Source organism: Pseudomonas sp. LBUM1676 (genome assembly GCF_059695605.1).
Window position 1 is genome coordinate 6,225,909 of record NZ_CP166777.1, and the last position, 24,846, is coordinate 6,250,754.

General features: G+C 57.9%; 28 protein-coding genes. 10 read left to right on the forward strand and 18 right to left on the reverse strand.

The window, feature by feature from the left end; genetic code table 11:
• Positions 1-8 precede the first annotated feature (8 nt).
• The 3 genes from ACA041_RS28770 to ACA041_RS28780 all read right to left on the reverse strand — a co-directional run bounded on the left by ACA041_RS28770 (position 9) and on the right by ACA041_RS28780 (position 3,153).
• The gene (locus ACA041_RS28770; protein WP_497438889.1) at positions 9-767 is read right to left on the reverse strand and encodes an alpha/beta hydrolase family protein; all 759 of its coding nucleotides are present in this window, start codon (positions 765-767) and stop codon (positions 9-11) included.
• Positions 757-1,866: a DUF3182 family protein gene (locus tag ACA041_RS28775; RefSeq protein WP_497438890.1), complete on the reverse strand. Its 1,110-nt coding sequence runs from the start codon at positions 1,864-1,866 to the stop codon at positions 757-759. Before ACA041_RS28775 ends, ACA041_RS28770 begins: the two co-directional genes overlap by 11 nt.
• Before the next feature lie 294 nt (positions 1,867-2,160).
• Positions 2,161-3,153: a GlxA family transcriptional regulator gene (locus ACA041_RS28780; protein ID WP_497438891.1), complete on the reverse strand. Its 993-nt coding sequence runs from the start codon at positions 3,151-3,153 to the stop codon at positions 2,161-2,163.
• 101 nt (positions 3,154-3,254) lie between these two features.
• Between ACA041_RS28780 and ACA041_RS28785 the strand changes: the two genes are divergently transcribed.
• The 9 genes from ACA041_RS28785 (at position 3,255) to ACA041_RS28825 (ending at position 11,427) form a co-directional block, all read left to right on the forward strand.
• The gene (locus tag ACA041_RS28785) at positions 3,255-3,809 is read left to right on the forward strand and encodes a cysteine hydrolase family protein (protein WP_497438892.1); all 555 of its coding nucleotides are present in this window, start codon (positions 3,255-3,257) and stop codon (positions 3,807-3,809) included.
• 269 nt (positions 3,810-4,078) lie between these two features.
• Positions 4,079-4,660 carry a YjfI family protein gene (locus tag ACA041_RS28790; protein WP_497438893.1) on the forward strand — a complete coding sequence of 194 codons (582 nt, stop codon included), beginning with the start codon at positions 4,079-4,081 and terminating at the stop codon, positions 4,658-4,660.
• Positions 4,661-4,676: 16 nt separating this feature from the next.
• Positions 4,677-5,375, forward strand: a complete 699-nt coding sequence (locus ACA041_RS28795) for a PspA/IM30 family protein (RefSeq protein ID WP_497438894.1) — start codon at positions 4,677-4,679, stop codon at positions 5,373-5,375.
• 47 nt (positions 5,376-5,422) lie between these two features.
• Positions 5,423-5,986 carry a rhomboid family intramembrane serine protease gene (locus tag ACA041_RS28800; RefSeq protein WP_497438895.1) on the forward strand — a complete coding sequence of 188 codons (564 nt, stop codon included), beginning with the start codon at positions 5,423-5,425 and terminating at the stop codon, positions 5,984-5,986.
• A 51-nt stretch (positions 5,987-6,037) separates the two neighbouring features.
• Positions 6,038-6,712, forward strand: coding sequence for a DUF2491 family protein (locus ACA041_RS28805; protein WP_497438896.1), 675 nt, complete (start codon positions 6,038-6,040; stop codon positions 6,710-6,712).
• Positions 6,713-6,726: 14 nt separating this feature from the next.
• Positions 6,727-7,155, forward strand: a complete 429-nt coding sequence (locus tag ACA041_RS28810) for a DUF350 domain-containing protein (RefSeq protein WP_497438897.1) — start codon at positions 6,727-6,729, stop codon at positions 7,153-7,155.
• Between the two features lie 18 nt (positions 7,156-7,173).
• Positions 7,174-7,902 carry a DUF1190 domain-containing protein gene (locus tag ACA041_RS28815; RefSeq protein ID WP_497438898.1) on the forward strand — a complete coding sequence of 243 codons (729 nt, stop codon included), beginning with the start codon at positions 7,174-7,176 and terminating at the stop codon, positions 7,900-7,902.
• A 12-nt stretch (positions 7,903-7,914) separates the two neighbouring features.
• Positions 7,915-9,072, forward strand: coding sequence for a glutathionylspermidine synthase family protein (locus ACA041_RS28820; protein WP_497438899.1), 1,158 nt, complete (start codon positions 7,915-7,917; stop codon positions 9,070-9,072).
• 156 nt (positions 9,073-9,228) lie between these two features.
• Positions 9,229-11,427: an OsmC domain/YcaO domain-containing protein gene (locus tag ACA041_RS28825; protein WP_497438900.1), complete on the forward strand. Its 2,199-nt coding sequence runs from the start codon at positions 9,229-9,231 to the stop codon at positions 11,425-11,427.
• 85 nt (positions 11,428-11,512) lie between these two features.
• Here ACA041_RS28825 and ACA041_RS28830 read toward each other — a convergent pair whose 3' ends face one another.
• The gene (locus tag ACA041_RS28830; RefSeq protein ID WP_016969466.1) at positions 11,513-12,040 is read right to left on the reverse strand and encodes a single-stranded DNA-binding protein; all 528 of its coding nucleotides are present in this window, start codon (positions 12,038-12,040) and stop codon (positions 11,513-11,515) included.
• 9 nt (positions 12,041-12,049) lie between these two features.
• Entirely contained in the window at positions 12,050-13,447 is a 1,398-nt protein-coding gene (locus ACA041_RS28835) for an MFS transporter (protein ID WP_497438901.1), read from the reverse strand.
• Positions 13,448-13,638: 191 nt separating this feature from the next.
• Here ACA041_RS28835 and uvrA point away from each other — a divergent pair, with 191 nt between their 5' ends.
• Entirely contained in the window at positions 13,639-16,473 is a 2,835-nt protein-coding gene (gene uvrA, locus ACA041_RS28840; protein WP_497438902.1) for an excinuclease ABC subunit UvrA, read from the forward strand.
• A 161-nt stretch (positions 16,474-16,634) separates the two neighbouring features.
• Here uvrA and bfr read toward each other — a convergent pair whose 3' ends face one another.
• The 13 genes from bfr to rplR all read right to left on the reverse strand — a co-directional run bounded on the left by bfr (position 16,635) and on the right by rplR (position 24,844).
• Positions 16,635-17,099, reverse strand: a complete 465-nt coding sequence (gene bfr, locus ACA041_RS28845; protein ID WP_314526648.1) for a bacterioferritin — start codon at positions 17,097-17,099, stop codon at positions 16,635-16,637.
• A gap of 149 nt (positions 17,100-17,248) precedes the next feature.
• Positions 17,249-18,703, reverse strand: coding sequence for a catalase (locus tag ACA041_RS28850; protein ID WP_497438903.1), 1,455 nt, complete (start codon positions 18,701-18,703; stop codon positions 17,249-17,251).
• Positions 18,704-18,897: 194 nt separating this feature from the next.
• Positions 18,898-19,284 (reverse strand): 50S ribosomal protein L17, encoded by a 387-nt coding sequence (rplQ, locus tag ACA041_RS28855; RefSeq protein WP_008145500.1) that lies wholly within the window; start codon positions 19,282-19,284, stop codon positions 18,898-18,900.
• A 42-nt stretch (positions 19,285-19,326) separates the two neighbouring features.
• A complete protein-coding gene (locus ACA041_RS28860; protein WP_003186012.1) occupies positions 19,327-20,328 on the reverse strand; it encodes a DNA-directed RNA polymerase subunit alpha in 1,002 nt (333 codons plus the stop codon).
• A gap of 22 nt (positions 20,329-20,350) precedes the next feature.
• Entirely contained in the window at positions 20,351-20,971 is a 621-nt protein-coding gene (gene rpsD / locus ACA041_RS28865) for a 30S ribosomal protein S4 (RefSeq protein WP_003210056.1), read from the reverse strand.
• An 18-nt stretch (positions 20,972-20,989) separates the two neighbouring features.
• Positions 20,990-21,379 (reverse strand): 30S ribosomal protein S11, encoded by a 390-nt coding sequence (rpsK, locus tag ACA041_RS28870; RefSeq protein ID WP_002555466.1) that lies wholly within the window; start codon positions 21,377-21,379, stop codon positions 20,990-20,992.
• A gap of 30 nt (positions 21,380-21,409) precedes the next feature.
• Entirely contained in the window at positions 21,410-21,766 is a 357-nt protein-coding gene (rpsM, locus tag ACA041_RS28875; RefSeq protein WP_003186020.1) for a 30S ribosomal protein S13, read from the reverse strand.
• A 130-nt stretch (positions 21,767-21,896) separates the two neighbouring features.
• Complete coding sequence (rpmJ, locus tag ACA041_RS28880; protein ID WP_002555468.1) at positions 21,897-22,013, reverse strand: 50S ribosomal protein L36; 117 nt, start codon at positions 22,011-22,013, stop codon at positions 21,897-21,899.
• A gap of 27 nt (positions 22,014-22,040) precedes the next feature.
• Positions 22,041-23,369: a preprotein translocase subunit SecY gene (gene secY / locus ACA041_RS28885; protein ID WP_064680055.1), complete on the reverse strand. Its 1,329-nt coding sequence runs from the start codon at positions 23,367-23,369 to the stop codon at positions 22,041-22,043.
• Complete coding sequence (gene rplO / locus ACA041_RS28890; RefSeq protein ID WP_064680056.1) at positions 23,370-23,807, reverse strand: 50S ribosomal protein L15; 438 nt, start codon at positions 23,805-23,807, stop codon at positions 23,370-23,372.
• Positions 23,808-23,810: 3 nt separating this feature from the next.
• Positions 23,811-23,987 carry a 50S ribosomal protein L30 gene (gene rpmD / locus ACA041_RS28895; RefSeq protein WP_003186033.1) on the reverse strand — a complete coding sequence of 59 codons (177 nt, stop codon included), beginning with the start codon at positions 23,985-23,987 and terminating at the stop codon, positions 23,811-23,813.
• Between the two features lie 2 nt (positions 23,988-23,989).
• Positions 23,990-24,490 carry a 30S ribosomal protein S5 gene (gene rpsE / locus ACA041_RS28900; RefSeq protein WP_007943782.1) on the reverse strand — a complete coding sequence of 167 codons (501 nt, stop codon included), beginning with the start codon at positions 24,488-24,490 and terminating at the stop codon, positions 23,990-23,992.
• Positions 24,491-24,493: 3 nt separating this feature from the next.
• Positions 24,494-24,844, reverse strand: a complete 351-nt coding sequence (gene rplR / locus ACA041_RS28905) for a 50S ribosomal protein L18 (RefSeq protein WP_003186037.1) — start codon at positions 24,842-24,844, stop codon at positions 24,494-24,496.
• Between the last annotated feature and the right edge of the window lie 2 nt (positions 24,845-24,846).

Here is a 24,846-nt window from a genome sequence, read left to right on the forward strand (position 1 = left end):
CCACCCGGTCAGCTCGATTGAATAATACTCAACCGCTCACCAACGACCATCTCGGTAATCCAGCCCACCAGGATCGAGGTATAGGCCTGCTGCGACACTGGATCGCTCAAGGCGTGATCCGAACCATCGATGATCCGGTGGGTCAGGGAATGCGTCTGCTGACACGCAGCCCGGTAACTCATGATGGTTGCGTGGGGCACATAGTCATCGGTTTCGGACTCGACTAACAACACATCCCCGGTAAATTGCGAACAGGCATGCAACGCACGATTGCTGTCGGCGCGTACCAGGGTGCTGCGGTAGTCACGCAGGTCGGGCTTGTCCAGGTCACGCTTGGGTGTGTTCCATTGATCGTCGCGATACAGCGCCGGCACTCGCAGCGCCAACCAGCGAACGGGGCGCAACGACGTCAGGATCGACGCCAGATACCCGCCATAACTGGTGCCGACCACGGCAATCGCCGAGGTATCGAGCGCGGGATGGGCGAGCAATCGGTCGTAGGCCGCCAGCAGGTCGCGCAGGTTGTCTTCACGCGTTACACGCGTCAGTGGAATCCCGGTGCCACCCGTGTGCCCGCGCAAGTCGAACGTCAGGCACACACAACCCAGGCCTGCGATGCCTTTGGCTCGTTCCAGGTCCCGCTCCTGGCTGCCGCCCCAGCCGTGCACGAACAGCACGCCCGGGACTTTGGATTTGGGGCTGAGAAAGGTTCCGGTCATCTGTTCATCGTCGATGTCGATCTGAATGGTTTCACTTCTAGCCGTCATAGGATTTAACCGTTACGTACTTGAGTAGAAAATCACTGGTTTGCGCCGGCCCGCGATAGACCTCGATGGCGTCCGCGGGCAGCGGCTGATCGATGTACTGCTCTACTGAAGACACGCGAATCGCACGCATCCCCGGATCGTTGACAAAGCTCTGCAAGGCCGCCACTTCGGCACTGCTGGCACCGCCCATGCGCCAGGATTGTTCAAGCACCCCGCTGCGCGGTTTGCCGTTGCTGTCCAGTCCTTGGGCGATGTCATAGTTGCGCCGCGAGGCATAGAAGCCTGGATAGGATTCGTCCGCTGCGCTGTCGAATACCTGCGCTTGCTGGATCGCCAGCCGCACAGCGTCAGGCAGTGCCAACTCCAGCAAGTCCTCGTAATAACCCTGTACCACTAGCAGATTGGAGCCCCCATAAACCTGCTCGCCTTGACCGTCTTTGGTCAAGTATTGATCACCGCAATAACTCAACACCCTGTCGCCGATGAAGCTCTGGCCAACGCTGTGGGTGATGACCTGGTCCAGGTCCTGCTCCAGCACCACGCCTTCGTTGAACAAGGTTTCGGCATCGGGTCTGGCAAGGATCGCATCGAACTGGTCGAGGCTCTTGATCACTTCCTGGCCGCGTCCGGCACAGGCATGGATCGGTTTGAGGCGAATCGGACCGGTGTAGAGCAGGTGTTCTGCCGCGGGGCGCGCATCGTCCAGCGAAAACACACTGAGGCCATCGAGCACCACGCTGCGCACGCGCCCGGAAAACAATGGCGACCAACCTTCAGGGGCGTGGGCATTCTTGTTGCGCAGCCCGTGGCTGATGGCTTTGGTGCAAATGAAGTCATGGTCGACGTAACCACCCCACAAATCTTCCGGCCCTTTCACGCCTAATTGTCGGGCAGCCGCGGCGCCTACCAGGGTCTGGGTGGGTAACAGATAGAGGTCTTGGCCGCTGTGCAATTGAGGGTCGTAACTGCCACCGAATTTGAGCCCGAGGATTTGCGCCAGCCAACGGGCCAGCGCGCGATTGGTTTCGACTTCGTGCCGGGGAGCGTCGGGGCGCACTGAATGGGCGACCACGATTTTCTTGCGGGTTGCTGGGGTCATGCATCCCCCTTCAATCGGCGCTTGATGAATGTAACTGGAAGGGTGCAGAGATCAGGCCAAGGATGACTGGCACGAAACGGTTTTTAAATCAGCCAGTTGTGGGAAGCGTGATGGCACTAGGCCTGTTTGATTCTGCACGACATGGGCTTCAATTCCTGCATTCTGCACGAATGGCGCAAATCAAATGTGGGAGCGAGCCTGCTCGCGAAAGCGGCAGCACAGTCAAATTTGATGTGACCGAAAGGACGCTTTCGCGAGCAGGCACACTCCCACAGGGGATTTGGGGTGATGCGCTTAGCGGGTAGCCGCACTCGATGTCACCCCAAACCGTGCCCGATAATCACTCGGCGCCAACCCGGTAATCTTCTTGAACGTCGCCCGAAACGCTCCGGGGTCCTGATACCCGACCGTCCACGCGATGTGATCGATCGTGCCGTTGGTGAATTCGAGCATTTCCCGCGCCTTACCGACCCGCAGATGCTGGCAGTACTCGGTGGGTTTCAAGCCGGTCGCCGCGCGGAATCGGCGCAGGAACGTGCGCTCTTCCAGCCCTGCCCGCTCGGCCATTGCCGTCAGCGACACATCCGTAGCGCCGGTACTTTGCAACCAGTGCTGAACCTTGAGTATCGACGCATCGCCATGGCTGAGGATCGGTGAAAAATTGCTGCCGCACTCGCTCGCGCTGTCGCTGTGCTCCACGACCAGGAAACGAGCAGTGCTGGTGGCGATGCTCGGCCCGAGCAGACGGTCTACAAGACGCAAACCCAGTTCGGACCAGGCCATCAAACCGGCCGTGGTGATCAAGTCGCCGTCGTCGACGATGGGCGTATCGGCCTTGAGCCTGATCGCCGGGTAACGCTCGGCAAACGTCTTGGCCGAAGTCCAGTGGGTGGTGGCGCTACGACCGTCGAGCAGGCCGCTCTCGGCCAACAGAATCGAACCCACGCAGACGCCGCCGAGGATCGCGCCGTTGGCGTGCTGCTGACGAAGCCAGCGGATCAACGCCTGTGGTGCCTGGCCTTCGGAAAAACCGGCGATCGACGGCGGGATCAATACCGCCACCAATGCGTTGTCCAGGGCGGGATGGCTGTCATAGACCCGCTCGGGGACCTGCTCGCCATCGACCAGCCAATGGCTGACCCGCAATTGCGGCAACTGCGCACTCTGATGCTCGGCGGCAATCCGGTTCGCCACCGCGAACAAGTCCGTCAGCCCATGCACCGCGGCCATCTGCGCACCGGGATAGATCAGCACAGCCAGTTCGACGATTGCCCTTTGCGCGTCCATTGTCAGTTTTCCCCCTGCTATTGTCGGCGCGGCCAATCCTCGCACGGCCTGCCAGACCCGATACTTCATTCCACACCAACTCACACTTCGAGGAAACAGTCATGGCCAAGCAAGCCCTTATCGTAGTCGATATTCAGAACGACTACTTCCCCCAAGGCAAGTGGCCACTGGCCGGTGCCGACGCCGCTGCGGACAACGCCGTACGCTTGATCAAAGCCTTCCGCGACGCCGCTGATCCGGTGGTGCATATCCGCCACGAATTCACCTCCGACGACGCGCCGTTCTTCACGCCCGGCTCAGAAGGCGCGAAGCTACACCCCAAAGTCCTCAACCGCGCCGACGAGCCGGTCGTGCTCAAGCACTTCGTCAATTCGTTCCGCGAAACCGAACTGCAGTCCATTCTCGATGAACAAGGCATCAAGGAATTGGTAGTGGTCGGCAGCATGAGCCACATGTGCGTCGACGGCATCACCCGCGCCGCGGCCGACTTGGGCTACACAGTCACGGTCATCCACGACGCCTGTGCCTCCCGCGATCTGGAATTCAACGGTGTTGTGGTTCCCGCAGCCCACGTGCACGCCGCCTTCATGTCGGCCCTGGGTTTCGCCTACGCCAGCGTAGTGTCCACCGACGAGTTCCTGGCGGCCAGGCGCTAAACGCCTCACTCCAAAACCAAAAGGCCAGTAGCGTTCGCACGTTACTGGCCTTTTTCATACGCTCGCATGCTTGTCATAAAATCTCACGCGTGAGCTGTTGAGGGCTGCAGACATTGCCTGTAGTGTCTTGGCGCGTAAGTGTTCACAACGAGGCCAGCACCATGACAAGCAGCTCTCCATCGGATCCGCCTGACGGGTCTGTAAGCGATTCCGCGAGCCGAAAGGGAGAGCGCTCGAAACCCTCCGCGAAAAAACCGTCGAGTTTTTACATGAAGCAGATGCGCGCGGGCCTGGGTGCCGCCGGTTATGTGAAACACGAGACTTGGGTGCTTCCCGAAAACCGAAGCCTGCTCAAGCAGTTGGAGAAACAGCTACGCCAACCGATTCGGGCTGGCTCATTCATGTCGGAGAATTACATGAGCGCAGGTAACAACTGGAACATCGATCGCCTCTACAGCGCCCTTCAAGCCCTGGAAGAAGTGGTCTCGAACGACATCACCCTCTCCCTTGTCCAGGGTTCCGAGTCCAGCATCAAGCTGCAAATGAACGACTTCGGTGGCTTGCCAATTTACATCGCAGTGGTGGGCGATCAGCTCATCGTGGATACCGTTCTGGTTGATGTCGAGTCGATCAAAGACGTGCCGGCCTTCAATGATGCCGTGCTGCGCAGCCGGGAAATGTTTCCGCTGTCTTCGATCGGTATCGAATCCATGCCCAACGGGCAGGTTGTTTACAACATGTTCGGCGCGCTGAGCTCCGACTCGAGCCTGACCAACGTCGTGACCGAGCTCAAAACCCTCGTCGACAACGTCCAGCGCGCCAGCGAAGCCTTTGAACGTTTCTTCAATTAATTTTCGGGAATAACCAATGACTCAGTCCATCTGGAGCAAATTGTTCACCGCGCTGCGTGGCGGTGCCAACGAAGCCGGTGAGGCCATCGCCGACCAACAGGCCCTGCGCATCCTCGACCAGGAAATTCGCGATGCCGACAGCGCCCTGGCCAACGCCAAGCGCGAGCTGATCACCATCATGGCCAAGCACAAACTGTCGGCCGACCGCGTCAGCGAGCACAACGCCAAGATCAAGGACCTGGAGTCCAAAGCCATGGCCGCGATTCAGGCCAACCGTGAAGACCTGGCTCTTGAAGTGGCCGAAGCCATCTCGACCCTGACCAGCGAATTGGAGGTCGAGCAGAAGCAGGCCGCCGAATTCGGCGGTTACGCAGACAATATGCGTAAAGACATCACCAAGGCCGAAAGCCGCATCAAAAGCCTGCGCCAGCAAGTGGACATGGCCAAGGCGCGCGAAAGCGTACAGAAAGCCCAGGTCAGCGCTTCGATCGCCAGTGGCGGCGCCAACGGCAAGCTGGAAACCGCCGTCGGAACGTTGAACCGTCTGCAGGCCAAACAGCAGCAGCGCGCTGCAGAGCTGCAAGCCCAAGACCAACTGGCCGACGCGTCGACCGGCACCGACCTGGAGCGCAAACTGCGCGAAGCAGGCATCACACCGGACACCGGCAGCGCCAACGCGATTCTTGAGCGCCTGAAGAAAAAATCGATTCAGTAAACAGCGCGGATTTAGTTCGTTGCTTTTTTGTCGAATCGAGGTCAAGGATGGATGCCCTGAAGGGTTTCAAGACAATCGCAGGGCTGGCCATTTTCATGCTTGCGCTGCAGCTGTTCAATGTGGCGACCGGCTACAGCCTCATCGCCTTCGGTCTGGTGCCGAGAACGCTGCACGGCCTCGGCGGCATCATCACTTCTCCCTTTTTGCACGCCTCCTTCGCGCACCTGAGCGCCAACCTGATTCCCTTTCTGATACTCGGCACCCTGGTCATGATCGACGGGCTCAAGCGGTTCGTCGTCGTCAGCGCGATCATTGTGCTACTGGGGGGCGCGCTGATCTGGCTGTTCGGTTTTGCCGGCGTGCACATTGGCGCCAGCGGCTGGGTATTCGGGCTGTGGGCCTACCTCCTGTCTCGCGCCTGGTTCCATCGGAGCTGGGGGAACCTGATCATCGCCAGTATCGTGGCGCTGCTGTATGGCGGTCTGATTTTCGGTTTTTTTCCGCGTCAGGGCGTGTCCTTCGAAGGGCATCTGTTTGGTGCGTTCGCCGGCTTCATAGCGGCCAAAGTGCTTTTATCTGCATCGCGCAGCAGGTTAAATGCCGTCCGATAATCGCATTCGAAGGCACCAGGCTCGCCTCCACTCGCCTCAAGGAAATCTCCAATGGGATGGTTTAAACAGCTGATGGGGTTTGAGGCCCCGAAAGCTAAATCAGAATCGAAATGGCCAGCCAACGAAACCCTGCCGGTCACCGGTCCGCTGGGTCTTGCAACGGGCAAGGGCGTAATGTTCGACAGCACCCTGAGATTGCTGCTTGACGAAAAAACCACGGTGCTCATCCCGGACTCCCAGCAGATCTGGAGTGTAGGCACCGTTGATCTCGGGCAGTCCACCTGGCTGTCGCGCTATTACATGAATGACGAAGACTACTGGCTGCAAGTGCACACCACCGGCGGCATCGCCGGCCAGGTCGAATCGGTGATCCTGTTCAATTACCTCAGTTACATCACCATCAGCAGCGAAGCGGAGCTGCGTCGGCTGGCCGGCCCTCAAAGCCTGATCGGGCTGCCGACCTACACCCACAACGAGGTCGAATATACCCGCGAATGGGGCACCGAGAACGGTCAGACGGAACTGGTGGCGTTGAGTGAACACCTGAGCAATCCGGATGAGTCCTACAGCATCGAGCACCGTTCGATGTTGTATGCCCGCGAAACCGGCCTGACCGAGCGCAGGGAGTTCCTGCTGTTTTCCGTCGAAGAAGACGCCGAGGGCACCATCAGCCTGAGCACTTCGCTGGGGATGTCGCTGTACACCACCGACCTGAACATTATTTAAAAAGGAAGAAGTCCATGCTAGAAGCACTCTCCATCTCCCTGAACAAAGCCGCGGTGCTCGGGTTTGTTTTGTACATCCTTGGTGCTGCGGTGCTGTTTGCGCTGTTCCAGTTCATCTACACCCGAATCACCCCGCACAAAGAGTTCGAACTGATCCGTTCAGGTAACGTGGCGGCCGCGATCGCCCTGGGCGGCGCCATCATTGGTTTCGCGATTCCTACCAGCAATGTGATCGCCTACTCGATCAGTATTCTGGATTTCGTCGTTTGGGCGGTGATCGCCGCGTTCGTGCAACTGCTGGCATTCCTGATGACCAGCCTGGTGCTCAAAGGCGCTTCGCAACGCATCAAAAAAGGCGAGATCGCGGCGGGCATCTATGTCGCTGCTGTGGCCATCAGCGTCGGCATGTTGAACGCCGCCTGCATGACCCCTTCCCAGAACTGATTGCGCACGGAGCTCCCGATGAAACGAAGCAAGTACGTTCAGTTGTCGCTGGCAGCGTCGGTCGCCATGGCGATATCAGGCTGCGGGCCGACTGAAAAAACCTACCCCGTACAGAAGAAGTACAACTTCCAGTCCGTTCAGCAATGCGCCGATGAAAAGCTTCCGGTGGACGTCTGCTCTGACGCCTACATGACCGCCATGGCCGAGCATCGCCGTATTGCGCCGGTGTACGACAACCAGGCCGATTGCGATGCCGACTTTGTCGCCGACTGGTGCCAGCAGGATTCCGCCGGCAAGTTCATCCCCAAGCTCGGCGGCTTCGAACTGACCGCCGATGGCGAGGTGACGCAATCCCAAGTGGACGCTGCCAAGGCTCAATTGCCAGGCTCGGAAGCGAACAGTGGCGGTTCGGGGTTCTCCGGCACCAGCCTGCTGACCGGTTTGTTGATCGGCAACATGCTGAGCAACAACCGCAACAGCTATCACTCCCAACCGGTGTACCGCTACCGCGATGATCGCGGCAGTTATGCGTCGTCGACGCTCGGACAGCGGATTGCCAAGGGCTCGACCTTTACCAAATCCAATCAGGCGCGATACGGCAGCAGCAATTACGCCGACTCCATTCGTTCCGCCAGCAAACCGGTTTCCGTTGCCTCGTCCACCTCCCGTGGCGGTTTCGGCAGCAAGGCCACTGCACGCAGCGGCTGGGGTGGATCGGGCAAGAGTTTTGGCGGTTCAAGCAGTTAAGGAAACCGGGCCATGAAGAAGATCCACTGTGCAGAACGTCATGACTGGAAACAGACCGCCGACAGCCTTGGCTTTCTGTTCCATACCATCGACGACGAACCCTATTGGGACGAGAGCGCGTATTACCAATTCACGCTCAAGCAGATCGAGGACGATCTCGAAGACCCGACCACAGAAATTCATGGGATGTGCATGGATCTGGTGGCCCGCGTGGTGCAGAGTGAGGAGTTGCTGGAGCGCCTGAGCATCCCCGCGCCGTTCTACGATCTGATTCGTACGTCATGGCTCGAAGGTCATCCGCATCTGTACGGGCGCATGGACTTCTCCTACAACGGCAGCGGCCCCGCCAAGTTGCTGGAGCTCAACTACGACACGCCGACCAGCCTGTATGAGGCCGCGGCGTTTCAGTGGGGCTGGCTGGAGCAGTGCATCGAACGCGGTTTGCTGCCCAGACATGCCGACCAGTTCAACAGCATCGACACCAGACTGCATCAGGCCTTTGCTCAGCTACAGCTCAAACAGCCCTTCTATTTCGCCTCGATGAAAGACTCGGTCGAAGACAAGGGGACCACCGACTACCTGCGCCTGATCGCAGAGAAAGTCGGCATCGAATCGCGCCACATCGACATCGAAGACATTGGCCTGACCAGTGACGGACGCTTCGTCGATCTGGAAGATCGCTGGATCCCCCACCTGTTCAAGCTGCACGCCTGGGAGTTCATCTTTCACGAGCCCTTTGGTGCAGCGATTGCCCAAAGCGATACGCAGTTTTTCGAGCCGGCCTGGAAGTCCATCCTCTCCAACAAAGGCATTCTGCCGCTGCTGTGGGAGTTCAACAAAGGCCATCCGAACCTGCTCGCCGCCCACCTGGATTGCGACTCGAACAAAGCGGTGCCCAAGGGCTGGGTGCGCAAGCCGTTCTTCTCGCGCGAAGGCGCCAACATCGAATTGCAAACCGCCGAGGGCCTGACCGTGAAAGAGGACGGGCCTTACACCGACGCGCCGTTCATCCTTCAGGAATTCGCGCCGCTGCCGAAGTTTGGCGACAGCTACACATTGATCGGCTCCTGGGTGATCGGCGATCAGGCGGCGGGGATTGGTGTGCGTGAGGACAACAGCTTGATTACCAAGGATTCGAGCCGTTTCTTGCCACACTTGATACTCGATTGAACAATTTATCGCTCATAAAAAGGCCGGTGCCGTGCATCGGGCGCTGGGGTGAAGCACGTGTAAACCTGGCTCAGAACCAGACAACCACAAGACTTACAGCTGAAAAGCCGGATAATGGCGGCCAAATCGTCTAGCCCGTTATTCTGGTAATCCCCCATGGAAATCAAGGTCAACTTTCTCGACAACCTTCGGCTTGAAGCCAAGTTCGATGACTTCACGGTGGTGGCCGACCAACCTATCCGCTACAAGGGCGATGGCTCGGCACCGGGTCCGTTCGACTACTTCCTGGCTTCGTCGGCGTTGTGTGCGGCGTATTTTGTGAAGTTGTACTGCAGTACGCGCAATATCCCCACCGATAACATCCGCCTGTCGCAGAACAATATTGTTGACCCGGAAAACCGTTACAACCAGATTTTCAAGATCCAGGTCGAATTGCCGGCGGACATCTCAGACAAGGACCGCCAGGGCATCCTGCGTTCCATCGACCGTTGCACCGTGAAAAAAGTGGTGCAAGCCGGGCCTGAGTTTGTGATCGAAGAGGTGGACAACCTCGACGCCGATGCCCAGGCGTTGCTGATGCCGGCGTCCAACTCAGAGGCGAGCACTTATATTGCGGGCAAGGATCTGCCGCTGGAGCAGACCATCGCCAATATGTCGGCCATTCTGGCGGACTTGGGCATGAAGATCGAAATCGCCTCGTGGCGCAATATCGTGCCCAATGTGTGGTCGCTGCATATCCGCGATGCGCACTCGCCAATGTGTTTTACCAACGGCAAGGGTGCGACCAAGGAAGGCGCGCTGGCGTCGGCATTGGGCGAGTTCATCGAGCGACTCAACTGCAACTTCTTCTACAACGATCAGTTCTGGGGCGAAGACATCGCCAACGCAGCGTTCGTCCACTACCCGGACGAACGCTGGTTCAAGCCTGGCCGTAAAGATGCACTGCCGGCCGAAATCCTCGACGAGTACTGCCTGAAGATTTACAACCGCGACGGCGAGCTGCGCGGTTCCCATCTGATCGATACCAACTCGGGCAATGAAGAGCGCGGCATCTGCTCGCTGCCGTACGTGCGCCAGTCGGATGGCGAGGTGGTGTATTTCCCGTCCAATCTGGTTGAAAACCTGTTCCTGAGCAACGGCATGAGTGCCGGCAACACGCTGGCAGAAGCTCAGGTGCAGTGTTTGTCGGAGATCTTCGAGCGCGCGGTAAAACGCGAAATCATCGAAGGTGAATTTGCATTGCCGGATGTGCCGGCCAACGTGCTGGCGAAATACCCCGGGATACTGGCCGGTATTCAGGCGCTGGAAGAGCAAGGCTTCCCCGTGCTGGTGAAGGATGCATCCCTGGGTGGTGAGTTCCCGGTGATGTGCGTCACGTTGATGAACCCCCGTACCGGCGGCGTGTTCGCCTCGTTCGGCGCGCACCCGAGCCTGGAAGTGGCGCTGGAACGCAGCCTGACCGAATTGCTCCAGGGTCGCAGTTTCGAAGGCCTCAACGACTTGCCCCAGCCGACGTTCGAAGGCCATGCGGTGACCGAGCCGAATAACTTCGTCGAGCACTTCATCGACTCCAGCGGCGTGGTGTCGTGGCGCTTTTTCAGCTCCAAGTCGGATTACGAATTCGTGGAGTGGGACTTCTCCGGCCAGGGTGAAAACTCGAATACCGACGAAGCCGCAACCTTGTTCGGCATTCTCGAAGGCATGGGCAAGCAAGTGTACATGGCGGTCTACGAGCATATCGGCGCGACGGCGTGCCGTATCCTGGTGCCGGACTATTCGGAAATCTATCCGGTGGACGATCTGATCTGGGATAACACCAATAAAGCGCTGTTCTTCCGCGCCGACATCCTGAACCTGCACCGCCTGGACGAAGACGAACTGCAAGCGCTGGCTGAGCGCCTGGTGGAAAGCGAGCTGGACGACTACACCGACATCACCTCCTTGATCGGCATCGAATTTGACGACAATACCGCCTGGGGTCAACTGACGATCCTGGAGTTGAAGCTGCTGATCTATCTCGCCTTGCAGCGATATGAAGAGGCGAAAGAGGCGGTGGAAATGTTCCTGCAGTACAACGACAACACGGTCGAGCGCGGCTTGTTCTACCAGGCCGTGAACGTGGTGCTGGAGATGAAACTGGATGAAGACCTGGAACTGGAAGACTACGAGGCCAATTTCCGCCGGATGTTTGGCAACGAGCGGATGGATGCAGCGATCGGATCGGTGGACGGCAGCGTACGCTTCCATGGATTGACGCCGACCAGCATGAAACTGGAGGGGCTCGATAGACACCTGCGTCTGATCGACAGCTACAAAAAACTGCACACGGCGCGGGCTAACGTGACTGCCTTGTAGGAGCGCAAAAGAAAACCCCCGACCCGTCCAGAGGACCGATCGGGGGTTTCGAGGCTAAACCTTACAGTTAAGTCTCTGGTGGATCTCAGAACGGGATATCGTCATCAAAGCTGTCGAAATCCGGAGCCGGTTGCGGCGCGGCCTGCTGTGGAGCTGGAGCCTGACGCGACTGTTGCGGTGCCGACTGCTGCGGACGCGGAGCCTGTTGGCGTGGGGCCGGGGCGGACTGCTGGTAGTTATTGCCCCCGCCTTGTTGGTCGCCCTGCTGTGGACGGCCGCCCAGCAGCTGCATGGTGCCTTGCATGTCGACCACGATTTCAGTGGTGTAACGCTTGATACCGTCTTTTTCCCACTCGCGGGTCTGCAGCTTGCCTTCGATGTAGACCTGCGAACCTTTACGCAGGTACTCGCCGGCGATCTCTGCAACTTTGCCGAACATCGACACACGGTGCCATTCGGTCTTCTCAACCTTCTGACCGGTTTGCTTGTCGGTCCACTGTTCGCTGGTCGCCAGACTCAGGTTGGTCACGGCGTTACCGTTCGGCAGGTAGCGAACTTCGGGATCCTGGCCGCAAGTGCCGACCAGTATGACTTTGTTAACCCCACGGGCCATAACGTTCTCCTAGGCTTCGCACGCTGTCGCGGTCGGGTTGTTCACCAGACGCTCGAGGGTGGTGCGATCCAATAGTTCGGTGTCCAATTTAATGTAAATCGCCGCTTCGTCCGCGACAATCACTGCATCTGTTACCCCAACAACGGCCATCAGGCGCTCGACCAGACCCGCTTCGCGGATCGCTTCAGGCGACAACGGCAAGCGCAGGCTCGTCACGTAGGGAGGTTCGCGCATGGTAACAGCAAAGGCCAGCCAGAGGGCAGCCAGCCCGGCGCATCCAAGGAACACAACCGACAAACCGCCATGCTGGAACATCCAGCCGCCGAGGATCCCGCCCAGTGCCGAACCCAGGAACTGGCTGGTGGAATAAACCCCCATTGCCGTGCCCTTGCCGCCCGCCGGTGAAACCTTGCTGATCAGCGATGGCAATGAAGCTTCCAGCAAGTTGAACGCGGTGAAGAACACCACCGTCCCGATGACCAGAGCCCGCAAGCTATCGCCGAACTGCCAGAAGAATAGCTCAGTGAGCATCAGGGTCAGCACTGCGCCCAATAAAACTCGTTTCATTTTGCGTTTCTTCTCGCCGTAGATAATGAACGGGATCATGGCGAAGAAAGAAATCAGCAGCGCGGTCAGGTACACCCACCAGTGCTGCTCCTTGGGCAGTCCGGCTTTTTCGACCAGGGCCAGCGGCAATGCAACGAAGCTCGACATCAACATCGCGTGCAACACAAAAATGCCCAGGTCCAGGCGCAACAGGTCCGGATGCTTGAGCGTCGGCATCAGCGCCTGGCGCGCGACGCCGGACTCGCGATGCTGCAACGGCCCGGTGGAACGCGGCACCATGAACATCACGATCACGATGCCGAACAGCGCCATGCCGCCCGTGGCCAGGAACAACCCGGACAGACCGAAGGCGCGGGTCAGCAACGGTCCCACCACCATGGCGACCGCGAACGACAGGCCGATCGTCATGCCGATCATGGCCATGGCCTTGGTCCGATGCTGTTCCCGGGTCAGGTCTGACAACAGCGCCATGACCGCTGCGGAAATCGCTCCGGCGCCTTGCAGGATGCGTCCGGCGATCACACCCCAGATCGAATCGGCATTGGCCGCCAGCACGCTGCCCAGGGCGAAGACGATCAGCCCCAGGTAAATCACCGGACGGCGGCCGATGCGGTCGGAAATGAAGCCGAAGGGAATCTGGAAGATTGCCTGGGTCAAGCCGTAAGCGCCAATCGCCAGTCCGATGAGGGCCGGGGTCGCTCCTGCCAGATCCATCCCATAGGTCGCCAATACCGGCAACACCATGAACATGCCAAGCATACGGAAGGCGAACACCAGGGCCAGACCACTTGCTGCGCGGGTCTCGCTGCCACTCATGCGTTCGCTGTGGGGATCGTGCATGGAAAAACCTCATGTGAACCGGCGGCGATTCTACCAGTCCCATCGGTTGACGGGGTATATCGCGACGCTTTGACGCGCTTCGCTGACATAGTCTTCATGCAAGGCTGTAACCTCGTCACTCGATAGTGTGCATCCATCCAGTATTTGGCCGTATACTCCTACGTTTTCGACGCCCGCCGAGCGAGGCCACTTTGGACAAGATCCTGATTCGTGGGGCCCGAACCCACAACCTGAAGAACATCGACCTGACCCTGCCACGGGACAAACTGATCGTCATCACCGGCCTGTCCGGATCCGGCAAATCGTCCCTGGCATTCGACACGCTGTACGCCGAAGGCCAGCGCCGCTACGTCGAATCGCTGTCGGCCTATGCCCGGCAGTTCCTGTCAATGATGGAAAAGCCTGACGTCGACACCATCGAAGGTTTGTCGCCGGCCATTTCCATCGAACAGAAGTCGACCTCGCATAACCCGCGTTCGACGGTCGGCACCATCACCGAAATCTACGATTATCTACGTCTGCTTTACGCTCGCGTGGGTATTCCGCGCTGTCCGGATCACGACATTCCCCTGGAAGCACAGACCGTCAGCCAGATGGTCGACCTCGTGCTGGCCCAACCGGAAGGCAGCAAGCTGATGCTGCTGGCCCCGGTGATTCGCGAGCGAAAAGGCGAACACCTGTCGGTCTTCGAGGAACTGCGCGCCCAGGGCTTCGTGCGGGCCCGGGTCAACGGCAGGCTGTGCGAGCTGGACGAGTTGCCGAAGCTGGATAAACAGAAGAAGCATTCCATCGATGTCGTGGTCGATCGCTTCAAAGTCCGCGCCGATCTGCAACAGCGCCTTGCCGAGTCGTTCGAGACCGCACTGAAACTGGCGGACGGTATTGCCCTGGTTGCACCGATGGACGACGAGCCCGGCGAAGAAATCATCTTTTCCGCGCGCTTCGCCTGCCCGATCTGTGGCCACGCCATCAGCGAGCTGGAACCCAAGCTGTTCTCCTTCAACAACCCGGCCGGTGCCTGCCCGACTTGCGACGGCCTGGGGGTCAAGCAATTTTTCGACATCAAGCGACTGGTCAATGGCGAACTGACCCTGGCCGAAGGCGCGATTCGCGGCTGGGACAGGCGCAACGTCTATTATTTCCAGATGCTGGGGTCCCTGGCCTCACACTTCAAGTTCAGCCTGGAAATGCCGTTCAACGAACTGCCGGCCGATCAGCAGAAATTCATCCTGCACGGCAGTGGCTCGCAGAATGTCGATTTCAAATACTTGAACGACCGCGGCGACATCGTCAAACGCTCGCACCCGTTCGAAGGCATCGTGCCGAACCTCGAGCGTCGTTACCGCGAGACCGAGTCCGCCTCGGTGCGCGAAGAGCTGGCCAAGTTCCTCAGCACCCAGCCTTGCCCGGATTGCCGCGGCACTCGCCTGCGTCGCGAAGCGCGGCACGTCTGGGTCGGTGAGAAGACGCTGCCTGCGGTGACCAATCTGCCGATTGGCGATGCGTGCGAGTATTTTGGGGGGCTCAAGCTGACAGGGCGCCGCGGCGAGATCGCGGACAAGATCCTCAAGGAAATCCGCGAGCGCCTGCAGTTTCTGGTCAACGTCGGCCTCGACTACCTGTCGCTGGATCGCAGCGCGGACACGCTGTCTGGCGGTGAAGCCCAGCGGATTCGCCTGGCCAGTCAGATCGGCGCGGGTCTTGTCGGGGTTTTGTACATCCTCGACGAACCTTCGATCGGGCTGCACCAGCGAGACAACGATCGCTTGCTCGGTACGCTCAAGCACCTGCGCGACATCGGCAACACGGTGATCGTGGTCGAGCACGATGAGGACGCGATTCGCCTGGCGGATTACGTGGTGGATATCGGCCCTGGTGCCGGCGTCCATGGCGGGCATATCGTCGCCGAAGGTACGCCGGCCGAAGTCATGGCCCACCCTGACTCGTTGACCGGCAAGTACTTGTCGGGCCGGGTGAAGATCGCAGTCCCGGCCAAACGCACGCCGCGTAACAAGAAGCTGTCGCTTTCCCTCAAGGGGGCTCGCGGCAACAACTTGCGCAATGTCGATCTGGACATCCCGATCGGCTTGCTGACCTGCGTGACCGGCGTGTCCGGCTCGGGCAAGTCGACACTGATCAACAACACGCTGTTTCCCTTGAGCGCCACGGCTCTCAACGGCGCAACGACCCTTGAAGCCGCTGCTCACGACAGCATCAAAGGCTTGGAGCATCTGGACAAGGTGGTGGACATCGACCAGAGCCCGATCGGCCGCACGCCGCGCTCCAACCCCGCGACCTACACCGGGTTGTTCACCCCCATTCGTGAATTGTTCGCCGGTGTCCCGGAATCCCGCTCCCGCGGTTATGGTCCGGGGCGTTTCTCCTTCAACGTCAAGGGTGGTCGCTGTGAAGCCTGCCAGGGCGATGGCCTGATCAAGGTGGAAATGCACTTCCTGCCGGACATCTACGTTCCGTGCGACGTCTGCAAGAGCAAGCGCTACAACCGCGAGACGCTGGAGATCAAGTACAAGGGCAAGAGCATCCACGAAACCCTCGAGATGACAATAGAGGAGGCTCGAGTGTTCTTCGATGCGGTGCCTGCCCTGGCGCGCAAGCTGCAGACGCTGATGGACGTCGGTCTGTCGTACATCAAGCTGGGGCAATCGGCGACTACCCTGTCGGGTGGTGAGGCGCAGCGGGTGAAACTGTCCCGTGAGCTGTCCAAGCGTGACACCGGCAAGACGCTGTACATCCTTGATGAGCCGACCACCGGCCTGCACTTCGCCGATATCCAGCAACTGCTCGACGTACTGCATCGACTGCGCGACCACGGCAATACCGTGGTGGTGATCGAGCACAACCTGGACGTGATCAAGACCGCCGACTGGTTGGTGGACCTGGGGCCGGAAGGCGGTTCCAAAGGCGGGCAGATCATTGCCGTTGGTACGCCGGAAGAAGTCAGCGAGATGAAGCAATCCCATACCGGCTTCTACCTCAAGCCACTGCTGGAGCGCGACAGGGCCTGAATCGGGAGCATGAAAAAGCCCCTGTCACTTATCGGTGACAGGGGCTTTTTTTTGTGCATTTCTGTAGGAGCGAGGTTTGCCCGCGATAGCATCACCGCGTCAATTCAGAAGAACCAAGGCGTGCCCATCGCGAGCAGGCTTCGCTCCTGCAAACACATCAATCAGGCGTGGGATTGCAGGTAGTTCTCAAGACCGATCAACTTGATCAACCCCAACTGCTTCTCCAGCCAGTAGGTGTGATCTTCTTCGGTGTCGTTCAGCTGAACACGCAGTATCTCGCGGCTGACGTAATCCTTGTGCAACTCGCAGAGCTCGATGCCCTTGCAGAGTGCGGCGCGAACCTTGTATTCCAGTCGCAGGTCGGCGGCAAGCATGTCAGGCACCGTGGTACCGACATCGAGATCGTCCGGACGCATGCGCGGCGTGCCTTCCAGCATCAGGATTCGGCGCATCAGGGCATCGGCGTGCCCTGCTTCTTCTTCCATCTCGTGGTTGATTCGTTCGTAGAGCTTGGTGAATCCCCAGTCCTCATACATCCGCGAGTGAACGAAATATTGGTCACGCGCAGCCAGCTCGCCGGTGAGCAACGTGTTGAGGTAATCGATTACGTCTGGGTGGCCTTGCATCGCCCTACATCTCCCTGCTTTAAAGTCTGTAGTTTGAACCAACCTGATCGCGAGGTCACTCGCTTGACGCGATAAAAGCGAAGATATTCTGAGAAAAGCAGCTTAAATAACGCAAAAACCGCCCAAATGAGGGCGGTTCTGCTTCTCGTTTAGACTTCGTTCAGCTGTACGCCCAACGCCGTTGCGATTGCTTCTCCATACGCCGGGTCGGCCCTGTAGAAGTGCTGCAGCTGGCGGTCGATCACGTCACCGGATACCCCGGCCATCGCGCCGACAATGTTATTGATCAGCAGGGCTTTCTGCTCGTCGCTCATCAAACGGAACAGGGCACCGGCGTGGCTGTAGTAGTCGGTGTCTTCACGATGATCGTAGCGATCAGCAGCGCCGCTCAAGGCCAAAGCAGGCTCGGCATAGCGAGGCGCTTGTTTCGGCGACTCGACGTAGCTGTTCGGCTCATAGTTCGGCGCTGCGCCGCCATTGCTGCCAAACGCCATGGAGCCATCGCGCTGGTAGCTATTGACCGGGCTGCGAGGCGCATTCACCGGCAGTTGCTGGTGGTTGGTGCCGATACGGTAGCGGTGTGCATCCGCATACGCGAACACCCGCCCTTGCAGCATGCGATCCGGCGACAGACCCACCCCCGGAACCATATTGCTCGGACCGAACGCAGCTTGCTCAACTTCAGCGAAGTAGTTCAGTGGATTGCGGTTGAGCTCGAGTTCGCCGACTTCGATCAGTGGAAACTCTTTCTGTGACCAGGTCTTGGTGACATCGAACGGGTTCTCGTAGTGCGCCTCGGCTTGTGCTTCAGTCATGATCTGGATGCACACGCGCCATTTCGGAAAGTCACCGCGCTCGATCGCTTCGAACAGATCGCGCTGAGCATAATCCGGATCGGTACCGGCCAGACGTGCCGCGTCTGCGGGAGCCAGATTCTTGATCCCTTGATTGGTTTTGTAGTGCCATTTCACCCAGTGACGCTTGCCACTGGCGTTGATCAGGCTGTAGGTATGGCTACCAAAGCCGTGCATGTGACGGTAGCCGTCAGGGATGCCACGATCCGAAAACAGGATGGTGACCTGGTGCAGCGCTTCAGGCGAGTGCGACCAGAAATCCCACATCATCTGGGCGCTTTTCAGATTGCTTTGCGGCAGGCGCTTTTGGGTGTGGATAAAGTCGGGAAATTTCAGCGGATCACGGATGAAGAATACCGGCGTGTTGTTGCCGACAATGTCCCAATTACCTTCTTCGGTGTAGAACTTCAGGGCAAAGCCGCGTGGATCGCGCTCGGTGTCGGCCGAACCGCGCTCACCGCCCACGGTGGAGAACCGCAGGAAGGTTGGGGTTTGTTTGCCGACGGACTCAAACAGTTTGGCGCTGGTGTACTCGGTGATGTCACGCGTCACGGTGAATGTACCGTAAGCACCCGAGCCTTTGGCGTGTACACGACGCTCAGGGATATTTTCGCGGTTGAAGTGGGCAAGCTTTTCGATCAGGTGGAAATCGTCGAGCAGCAACGGGCCGCGTGGGCCGGCGGACCGGGAATACTGGTTGTCGGCGACAGGAGCGCCACTGGCGGTGGTCAGTATTTTGTTTTGGCTCATGAGATCTCTTCCTCTGTCAGTCTTGAACTACCGGCTATCGGCTGAGAGGGAGTATCGACGACGAACGTTACACCTACAAATTCATTAACCTGTAACTCTCGATAGAAAATAACTAATAGGTCACATGCCCATACTTTTCGAGCGCGCACAAAAAACCGGGCACTAGGCCCGGTTTTTCGTTTCAGACTGACGTCTTACTCAGCGGATACAGCTTCACCACCGGCAGGACGGTCAACCAACTCGACGTACGCCATAGGCGCGTTGTCGCCAGTGCGGAAACCGCACTTGAGGATGCGCAGGTAGCCACCCTCACGGGTAGCGTAACGCTTGCCCAGGTCGTTGAAGAGCTTACCAACGATAGCTTTCGAACGAGTACGGTCGAAAGCCAGACGGCGGTTAGCCAGGCTGTCTGTCTTGGCCAAAGTGATCAGCGGCTCAGCAACGCGACGCAGTTCTTTAGCTTTCGGCAGTGTAGTTTTGATCAGCTCGTGCTCGAACAGCGACACTGCCATGTTTTGAAACATGGCCTTGCGGTGCGAGCTAGTGCGGCTCAGGTGACGACCACTTTTACGATGACGCATGGTTCATTCCTTACCAAACACAACGTTCGGTGATTACGACGATCAGGCAGTCGCCTTGTCGTCCTTCTTAAGACTTGCAGGCGGCCAGTTGTCGAGGCGCATGCCGAGGGACAGACCGCGGGAGGCCAGAACGTCCTTGATTTCAGTCAAGGATTTCTTGCCAAGGTTCGGAGTCTTCAACAGCTCTACTTCGGTACGCTGAATCAGGTCACCGATGTAGTAGATGTTTTCCGCCTTAAGGCAGTTAGCCGAACGTACAGTCAGTTCCAGATCGTCAACCGGGCGAAGCAGGATCGGATCGATCTCGTCTTCCTGCTCGACAACCACTGGCTCACTGTCACCTTTGAGGTCGACGAACGCAGCCAACTGCTGTTGCAGAATGGTTGCAGCACGGCGAATAGCCTCTTCAGGATCCAGGGTACCGTTGGTTTCCAGATCAATAACCAGCTTGTCCAGGTTAGTACGCTGCTCGACACGGGCGTTTTCCACCACGTATGCGATACGGCGAACCGGGCTGAACGAAGAGTCAAGCTGCAAGCGACCGATGCTGCGGCTTTCGTCTTCATCGCTCTGACGCGAGTCTGCCGGTTCATAACCACGACCACGAGCTACGGTGAGCTTCATGTTCAGGGCGCCGTTAGACGCCAGGTTAGCGATTACGTGATCGGGGTTAACGATCTCGACATCATGATCCAGCTGAATATCGGCAGCGGTAACCACCCCCGAACCCTTCTTCGACAAGGTCAGCGTAACTTCGTCACGACCGTGCAGCTTGATAGCCAGACCTTTAAGGTTCAACAGGATTTCAATTACGTCTTCCTGTACACCTTCGATGGCGCTGTACTCGTGGAGCACACCGTCAATCTCGGCCTCGACTACTGCACAGCCGGGCATTGAGGACAACAGGATGCGGCGCAGCGCGTTGCCCAGGGTGTGGCCAAAACCACGCTCGAGAGGCTCGAGAGTGATCTTGGCGCGGGTTGGACTGACAACCTGCACATCAATATGGCGGGGTGTCAGGAACTCATTTACCGAAATCTGCATGGATGCACCTATTTTCTAGCCCTTACTTGGAGTAGAGCTCGACAATCAGGCTTTCGTTGATGTCGGCGGACAGATCACTGCGAGCAGGAACGTTCTTGAAAACGCCCGACTTCTTCTCAGTGTCTACTTCTACCCATTCTACGCGGCCACGTTGGGCACACAGATCGAGAGCTTGGACAATGCGAAGTTGGTTCTTTGCTTTCTCGCGAATCGCGACCACGTCACCAGCACGAACCTGGTACGACGGCACGTTTACGGTCTGACCGTTAACGCTGACGGATTTGTGCGATACCAGCTGACGGGATTCGGCACGAGTAGAGCCAAAACCCATACGGTATACAACGTTGTCCAGACGGCATTCGAGCAGTTGCAACAGGTTTTCGCCGGTTGCACCTTTCTTGCCAGCAGCTTCTTTGTAGTAGCCGCTGAATTGACGCTCGAGAACGCCGTAGATACGACGGACCTTCTGCTTTTCACGCAGTTGGGTGCCGTAATCGGACTGGCGACCGCGGCGTTGGCCGTGGATACCAGGTGCTGCTTCGATGTTGCACTTCGATTCGATCGCGCGCACGCCGCTCTTCAGGAAGAGATCGGTGCCTTCGCGACGAGCGAGTTTGCATTTTGGACCAATGTAACGAGCCATTCTTTACAATCTCCTGGATTACACGCGGCGCTTCTTCGGCGGACGGCACCCGTTGTGCGGGATTGGCGTCACGTCGGTGATGCTGGCGATCTTATAGCCACAGCCGTTCAATGCACGGACAGCAGACTCACGACCTGGACCTGGACCCTTGACGTTAACGTCGAGGTTTTTCAGGCCATATTCCAGCGCAGCTTGACCAGCACGTTCAGCAGCTACTTGAGCAGCAAACGGGGTGGACTTGCGGGAACCGCGGAAACCCGAACCACCGGAGGTAGCCCAAGAAAGCGCGTTACCTTGACGGTCGGTGATGGTCACGATTGTGTTGTTAAAAGAAGCATGGATGTGGGCGATGCCATCAACCACTGTCTTTTTAACTTTTTTACGAGGACGAGCAGCAGGTTTTGCCATGATTAATTTCCTGTCGATTCGCTGGGGCGATTACTTGCGGATCGGCTTACGCGGACCTTTACGGGTACGCGCGTTAGTCTTGGTACGCTGACCGCGTACTGGAAGACCACGACGATGACGCAGACCGCGATAGCAACCGAGGTCCATCAAACGCTTGATTTTCATGTTGATTTCGCGACGCAGGTCACCTTCAGTGGTGAACTTCGCCACTTCGCCACGCAGCTGTTCAATCTGCTCGTCGCTCAGATCCTTGATCTTTGCGGCTGGGTTGACCCCAGTCACTGCGCAAATTTTCTGCGCAGTAGTGCGACCAACACCATAGATGTAGGTCAGCGAGATAACAGTATGCTTGTTATCTGGAATGTTAACGCCTGCAATACGGGCCATTCAGTGGGACTCCAATTGACAGCTACCTACGCCCCGGAAGCCAAGAAATAGGGCGCGAGATAATATCGCTGTAATAACAAATAATCAACCCGGCAGCGCACTAGCTGCCGGGCTTGAAGCACAATCACACTCAGCCTTGGCGCTGTTTGTGACGCGGTTCCGCGCTGCAAATTACTCGAACAACACCTTCGCGGCGAATAATCTTGCAGTTACGGCACAGCTTTTTCACCGATGCACGAACTTTCATCACCAACTCCTCGAACCTTATGGGTACTCAGCGCAACATGCCGCTGCCGTAACCCTTCAGGTTGGCTTTCTTCATCAGGGATTCGTACTGGTGCGAAACGAGGTGCGATTGTACTTGGGACATGAAGTCCATCACAACCACGACCACGATCAGCAACGAGGTCCCGCCAAGGTAGAACGGAACGTTTGCTGCAACCACCAGGAACTGGGGCAACAGGCACACGGCCGTCATATATAGAGCACCGAACAGGGTCAAACGGGTCAGAACGCCATCAATGTAGCGCGCCGACTGCTCGCCTGGACGGATGCCCGGAATAAAGGCACCGGACTTCTTCAGGTTTTCCGCTACGTCTTTCGGATTGAACATCAACGCCGTATAGAAGAAGCAGAAGAAAATAATCCCTGCACTAAACAGCAGAATATTCAACGGCTGACCAGGAGCGATCGACTGCGAGATGTCCTGCAACCAGCCCAAACCTTCGGACTGACCGAACCAGGTACCCAACGAAGCCGGGAACAGCAAAATGCTGCTCGCGAAAATAGCCGGAATAACACCGGCCATGTTCACCTTCAGCGGCAAGTGGCTAGTCTGCGCAGCGAAAACCTTGCGGCCTTGCTGACGCTTGGCGTAGTGAACAGCAATACGACGCTGACCACGCTCAATGAACACCACGAAACCGATAATCGCTACTGCCAGCAAACCGATGGCAACCAGGGCGAAAATGTTGATATCACCCTGACGCGCAGACTCGAAAGACTGCCCGATCGCTCTCGGAAGACCGGCGACGATACCTGCGAAAATCAACATCGAGATACCGTTGCCAACACCACGCTCAGTAATCTGCTCACCCAGCCACATCATGAACATCGCACCAGCCACAAAAGTGGATACCGCGACGAAATGGAAGCCAAAGTCACCAGTGAACGATACGCCCTGCCCCGCCAGACCAATGGACATGCCAATGGCCTGAACAAGAGCGAGGACGACAGTGCCGTAGCGGGTGTACTGGGCGATCTTGCGACGCCCAGCTTCACCTTCCTTCTTCAACTGCTCCAGTTGCGGGCTGACGGCGGACATCAGCTGCATGATGATCGATGCCGAAATGTACGGCATGATCCCCAGTGCAAAGATGCTCATCCGTTCAAGCGCACCACCGGAAAACATGTTGAACAAGCTAAGAATGGTCCCCTCATTCTGTCGAAACAGGTCCGCGAGTCGGTCCGGGTTGATACCTGGAACCGGGATGTGTGCGCCTATTCGGTAGACGATAATCGCCAGGAACAGAAAACGCAGACGAGCCCAGAGTTCAGACATACCGCCTTTGCCGAGCGCAGAGAGAGCACCTTGCTTAGCCATTTATTCCTCGAACTTGCCGCCAGCTGCTTCGATAGCCGCACGCGCACCTTTGGTGGCGCCGATTCCCTTTCCGATGGTGACAGCGCGAGTAACTTCGCCGGACAGCATGATTTTCACACGCTGTACGTTGACGTTGATCACGTTGGCATCTTTCAGGGACTGCACGGAGACGATGTCGCCTTCCACTTTAGCCAGCTCGGACAAACGCACTTCTGCGCGATCCATGGCTTTCAGGGAAACGAAACCGAACTTCGGCAGGCGACGATGCAGCGGCTGTTGACCGCCTTCAAAGCCTGGAGCAATGGTGCCACCGGAGCGGGAGGACTGACCTTTGTGGCCACGGCCACCGGTCTTGCCCAAACCACTACCGATACCACGGCCCGGACGATGCTTTTCGCGACGGGAACCCGGCGCTGGACTCAGATCATTGAGTTTCATCGATTAACCCTCGACACGCAGCATGTAGTAAGCCTTGTTGATCATCCCGCGATTCTCGGGAGTATCAAGTACTTCTACAGTGTGACCGATGCGACGCAGACCCAGACCCTTAACGCACAGTTTGTGGTTAGGGATGCGGCCGGTCATGCTTTTGATCAGCGTAACTTTAACGGTAGCCATGATCAGAAGATCTCCTTGACGCTTTTGCCACGCTTGGCGGCAATGGATTCAGGAGACTGCATGGCCTTCAAACCTTTGAAAGTGGCGTGAACCACGTTTACCGGGTTAGTCGAACCGTAGCACTTGGCCAGAACGTTCTGAACGCCAGCAACCTCGAGGACAGCACGCATAGCGCCGCCAGCGATGATACCGGTACCTTCAGAAGCAGGCTGCATGTACACCTTCGAAGCGCCGTGACCGGACTTCATTGCGTACTGCAGCGTGGTGCCGTTCAGATCAACTTGGATCATGTTGCGGCGAGCAGCTTCCATTGCCTTCTGGATCGCAGCAGGCACTTCACGTGACTTGCCACGGCCGAAGCCAACACGCCCTTTACCATCACCAACCACGGTCAACGCGGTGAAAGTGAAGATACGGCCGCCTTTAACGGTTTTGGCTACGCGGTTAACTTGAACCAGCTTCTCGATGTAGCCTTCGTCGCGCTTTTGGTCGTTATTTGACATAACTTAGAACTCCAGCCCAGCTTCACGAGCAGCATCAGCCAGCGCCTTGACGCGGCCGTGGTACTTGAAGCCAGAGCGGTCGAAAGCCACCTGCGAGACGCCAGCGGCTTTTGCACGCGTAGCGACCAGCTGGCCAACCTTAGTGGCCGCGTCGATGTTGCCAGTGGCGCCATCACGCAGTTCTTTATCCAAAGTCGAGGCACTTGCCAGGACTTTGTTGCCGTCGGCCGAAATGACCTGGGCGTAGATGTGCTGCGACGAGCGGAACACGCAGAGACGCACGACTTCGAGTTCGTGCATTTTCAGGCGTGCTTTGCGAGCGCGACGCAGTCGAGTAACTTTTTTGTCGGTCATTT

Excerpts from the sequence above, each read along its gene's own strand:
- ACA041_RS28770 (WP_497438889.1), bottom strand. The coding sequence starts at position 767 with ATGACGGCTAGAAGTGAAACCATTCAGATCGACATCGACGATGAACAG.
- ACA041_RS28775 (WP_497438890.1), bottom strand. The coding sequence starts at position 1,866 with ATGACCCCAGCAACCCGCAAGAAAATCGTGGTCGCCCATTCAGTGCGC.
- ACA041_RS28780 (WP_497438891.1), bottom strand. The coding sequence starts at position 3,153 with ATGGACGCGCAAAGGGCAATCGTCGAACTGGCTGTGCTGATCTATCCC.
- ACA041_RS28785 (WP_497438892.1), top strand. The coding sequence starts at position 3,255 with ATGGCCAAGCAAGCCCTTATCGTAGTCGATATTCAGAACGACTACTTC.
- ACA041_RS28790 (WP_497438893.1), top strand. The coding sequence starts at position 4,079 with ATGAAGCAGATGCGCGCGGGCCTGGGTGCCGCCGGTTATGTGAAACAC.
- ACA041_RS28795 (WP_497438894.1), top strand. The coding sequence starts at position 4,677 with ATGACTCAGTCCATCTGGAGCAAATTGTTCACCGCGCTGCGTGGCGGT.
- ACA041_RS28800 (WP_497438895.1), top strand. The coding sequence starts at position 5,423 with ATGGATGCCCTGAAGGGTTTCAAGACAATCGCAGGGCTGGCCATTTTC.
- ACA041_RS28805 (WP_497438896.1), top strand. The coding sequence starts at position 6,038 with ATGGGATGGTTTAAACAGCTGATGGGGTTTGAGGCCCCGAAAGCTAAA.
- ACA041_RS28810 (WP_497438897.1), top strand. The coding sequence starts at position 6,727 with ATGCTAGAAGCACTCTCCATCTCCCTGAACAAAGCCGCGGTGCTCGGG.
- ACA041_RS28815 (WP_497438898.1), top strand. The coding sequence starts at position 7,174 with ATGAAACGAAGCAAGTACGTTCAGTTGTCGCTGGCAGCGTCGGTCGCC.
- ACA041_RS28820 (WP_497438899.1), top strand. The coding sequence starts at position 7,915 with ATGAAGAAGATCCACTGTGCAGAACGTCATGACTGGAAACAGACCGCC.
- ACA041_RS28825 (WP_497438900.1), top strand. The coding sequence starts at position 9,229 with ATGGAAATCAAGGTCAACTTTCTCGACAACCTTCGGCTTGAAGCCAAG.
- ACA041_RS28830 (WP_016969466.1), bottom strand. The coding sequence starts at position 12,040 with ATGGCCCGTGGGGTTAACAAAGTCATACTGGTCGGCACTTGCGGCCAG.
- ACA041_RS28835 (WP_497438901.1), bottom strand. The coding sequence starts at position 13,447 with ATGCACGATCCCCACAGCGAACGCATGAGTGGCAGCGAGACCCGCGCA.
- bfr (WP_314526648.1), bottom strand. The coding sequence starts at position 17,099 with ATGCAAGGCCACCCAGACGTAATCGATTACCTCAACACGTTGCTCACC.
- ACA041_RS28850 (WP_497438903.1), bottom strand. The coding sequence starts at position 18,703 with ATGAGCCAAAACAAAATACTGACCACCGCCAGTGGCGCTCCTGTCGCC.
- rplQ (WP_008145500.1), bottom strand. The coding sequence starts at position 19,284 with ATGCGTCATCGTAAAAGTGGTCGTCACCTGAGCCGCACTAGCTCGCAC.
- ACA041_RS28860 (WP_003186012.1), bottom strand. The coding sequence starts at position 20,328 with ATGCAGATTTCGGTAAATGAGTTCCTGACACCCCGCCATATTGATGTG.
- rpsD (WP_003210056.1), bottom strand. The coding sequence starts at position 20,971 with ATGGCTCGTTACATTGGTCCAAAATGCAAACTCGCTCGTCGCGAAGGC.
- rpsK (WP_002555466.1), bottom strand. The coding sequence starts at position 21,379 with ATGGCAAAACCTGCTGCTCGTCCTCGTAAAAAAGTTAAAAAGACAGTG.
- rpsM (WP_003186020.1), bottom strand. The coding sequence starts at position 21,766 with ATGGCCCGTATTGCAGGCGTTAACATTCCAGATAACAAGCATACTGTT.
- rpmJ (WP_002555468.1), bottom strand. The coding sequence starts at position 22,013 with ATGAAAGTTCGTGCATCGGTGAAAAAGCTGTGCCGTAACTGCAAGATT.
- secY (WP_064680055.1), bottom strand. The coding sequence starts at position 23,369 with ATGGCTAAGCAAGGTGCTCTCTCTGCGCTCGGCAAAGGCGGTATGTCT.
- rplO (WP_064680056.1), bottom strand. The coding sequence starts at position 23,807 with ATGAAACTCAATGATCTGAGTCCAGCGCCGGGTTCCCGTCGCGAAAAG.
- rpmD (WP_003186033.1), bottom strand. The coding sequence starts at position 23,987 with ATGGCTACCGTTAAAGTTACGCTGATCAAAAGCATGACCGGCCGCATC.
- rpsE (WP_007943782.1), bottom strand. The coding sequence starts at position 24,490 with ATGTCAAATAACGACCAAAAGCGCGACGAAGGCTACATCGAGAAGCTG.
- rplR (WP_003186037.1), bottom strand. The coding sequence starts at position 24,844 with ATGACCGACAAAAAAGTTACTCGACTGCGTCGCGCTCGCAAAGCACGC.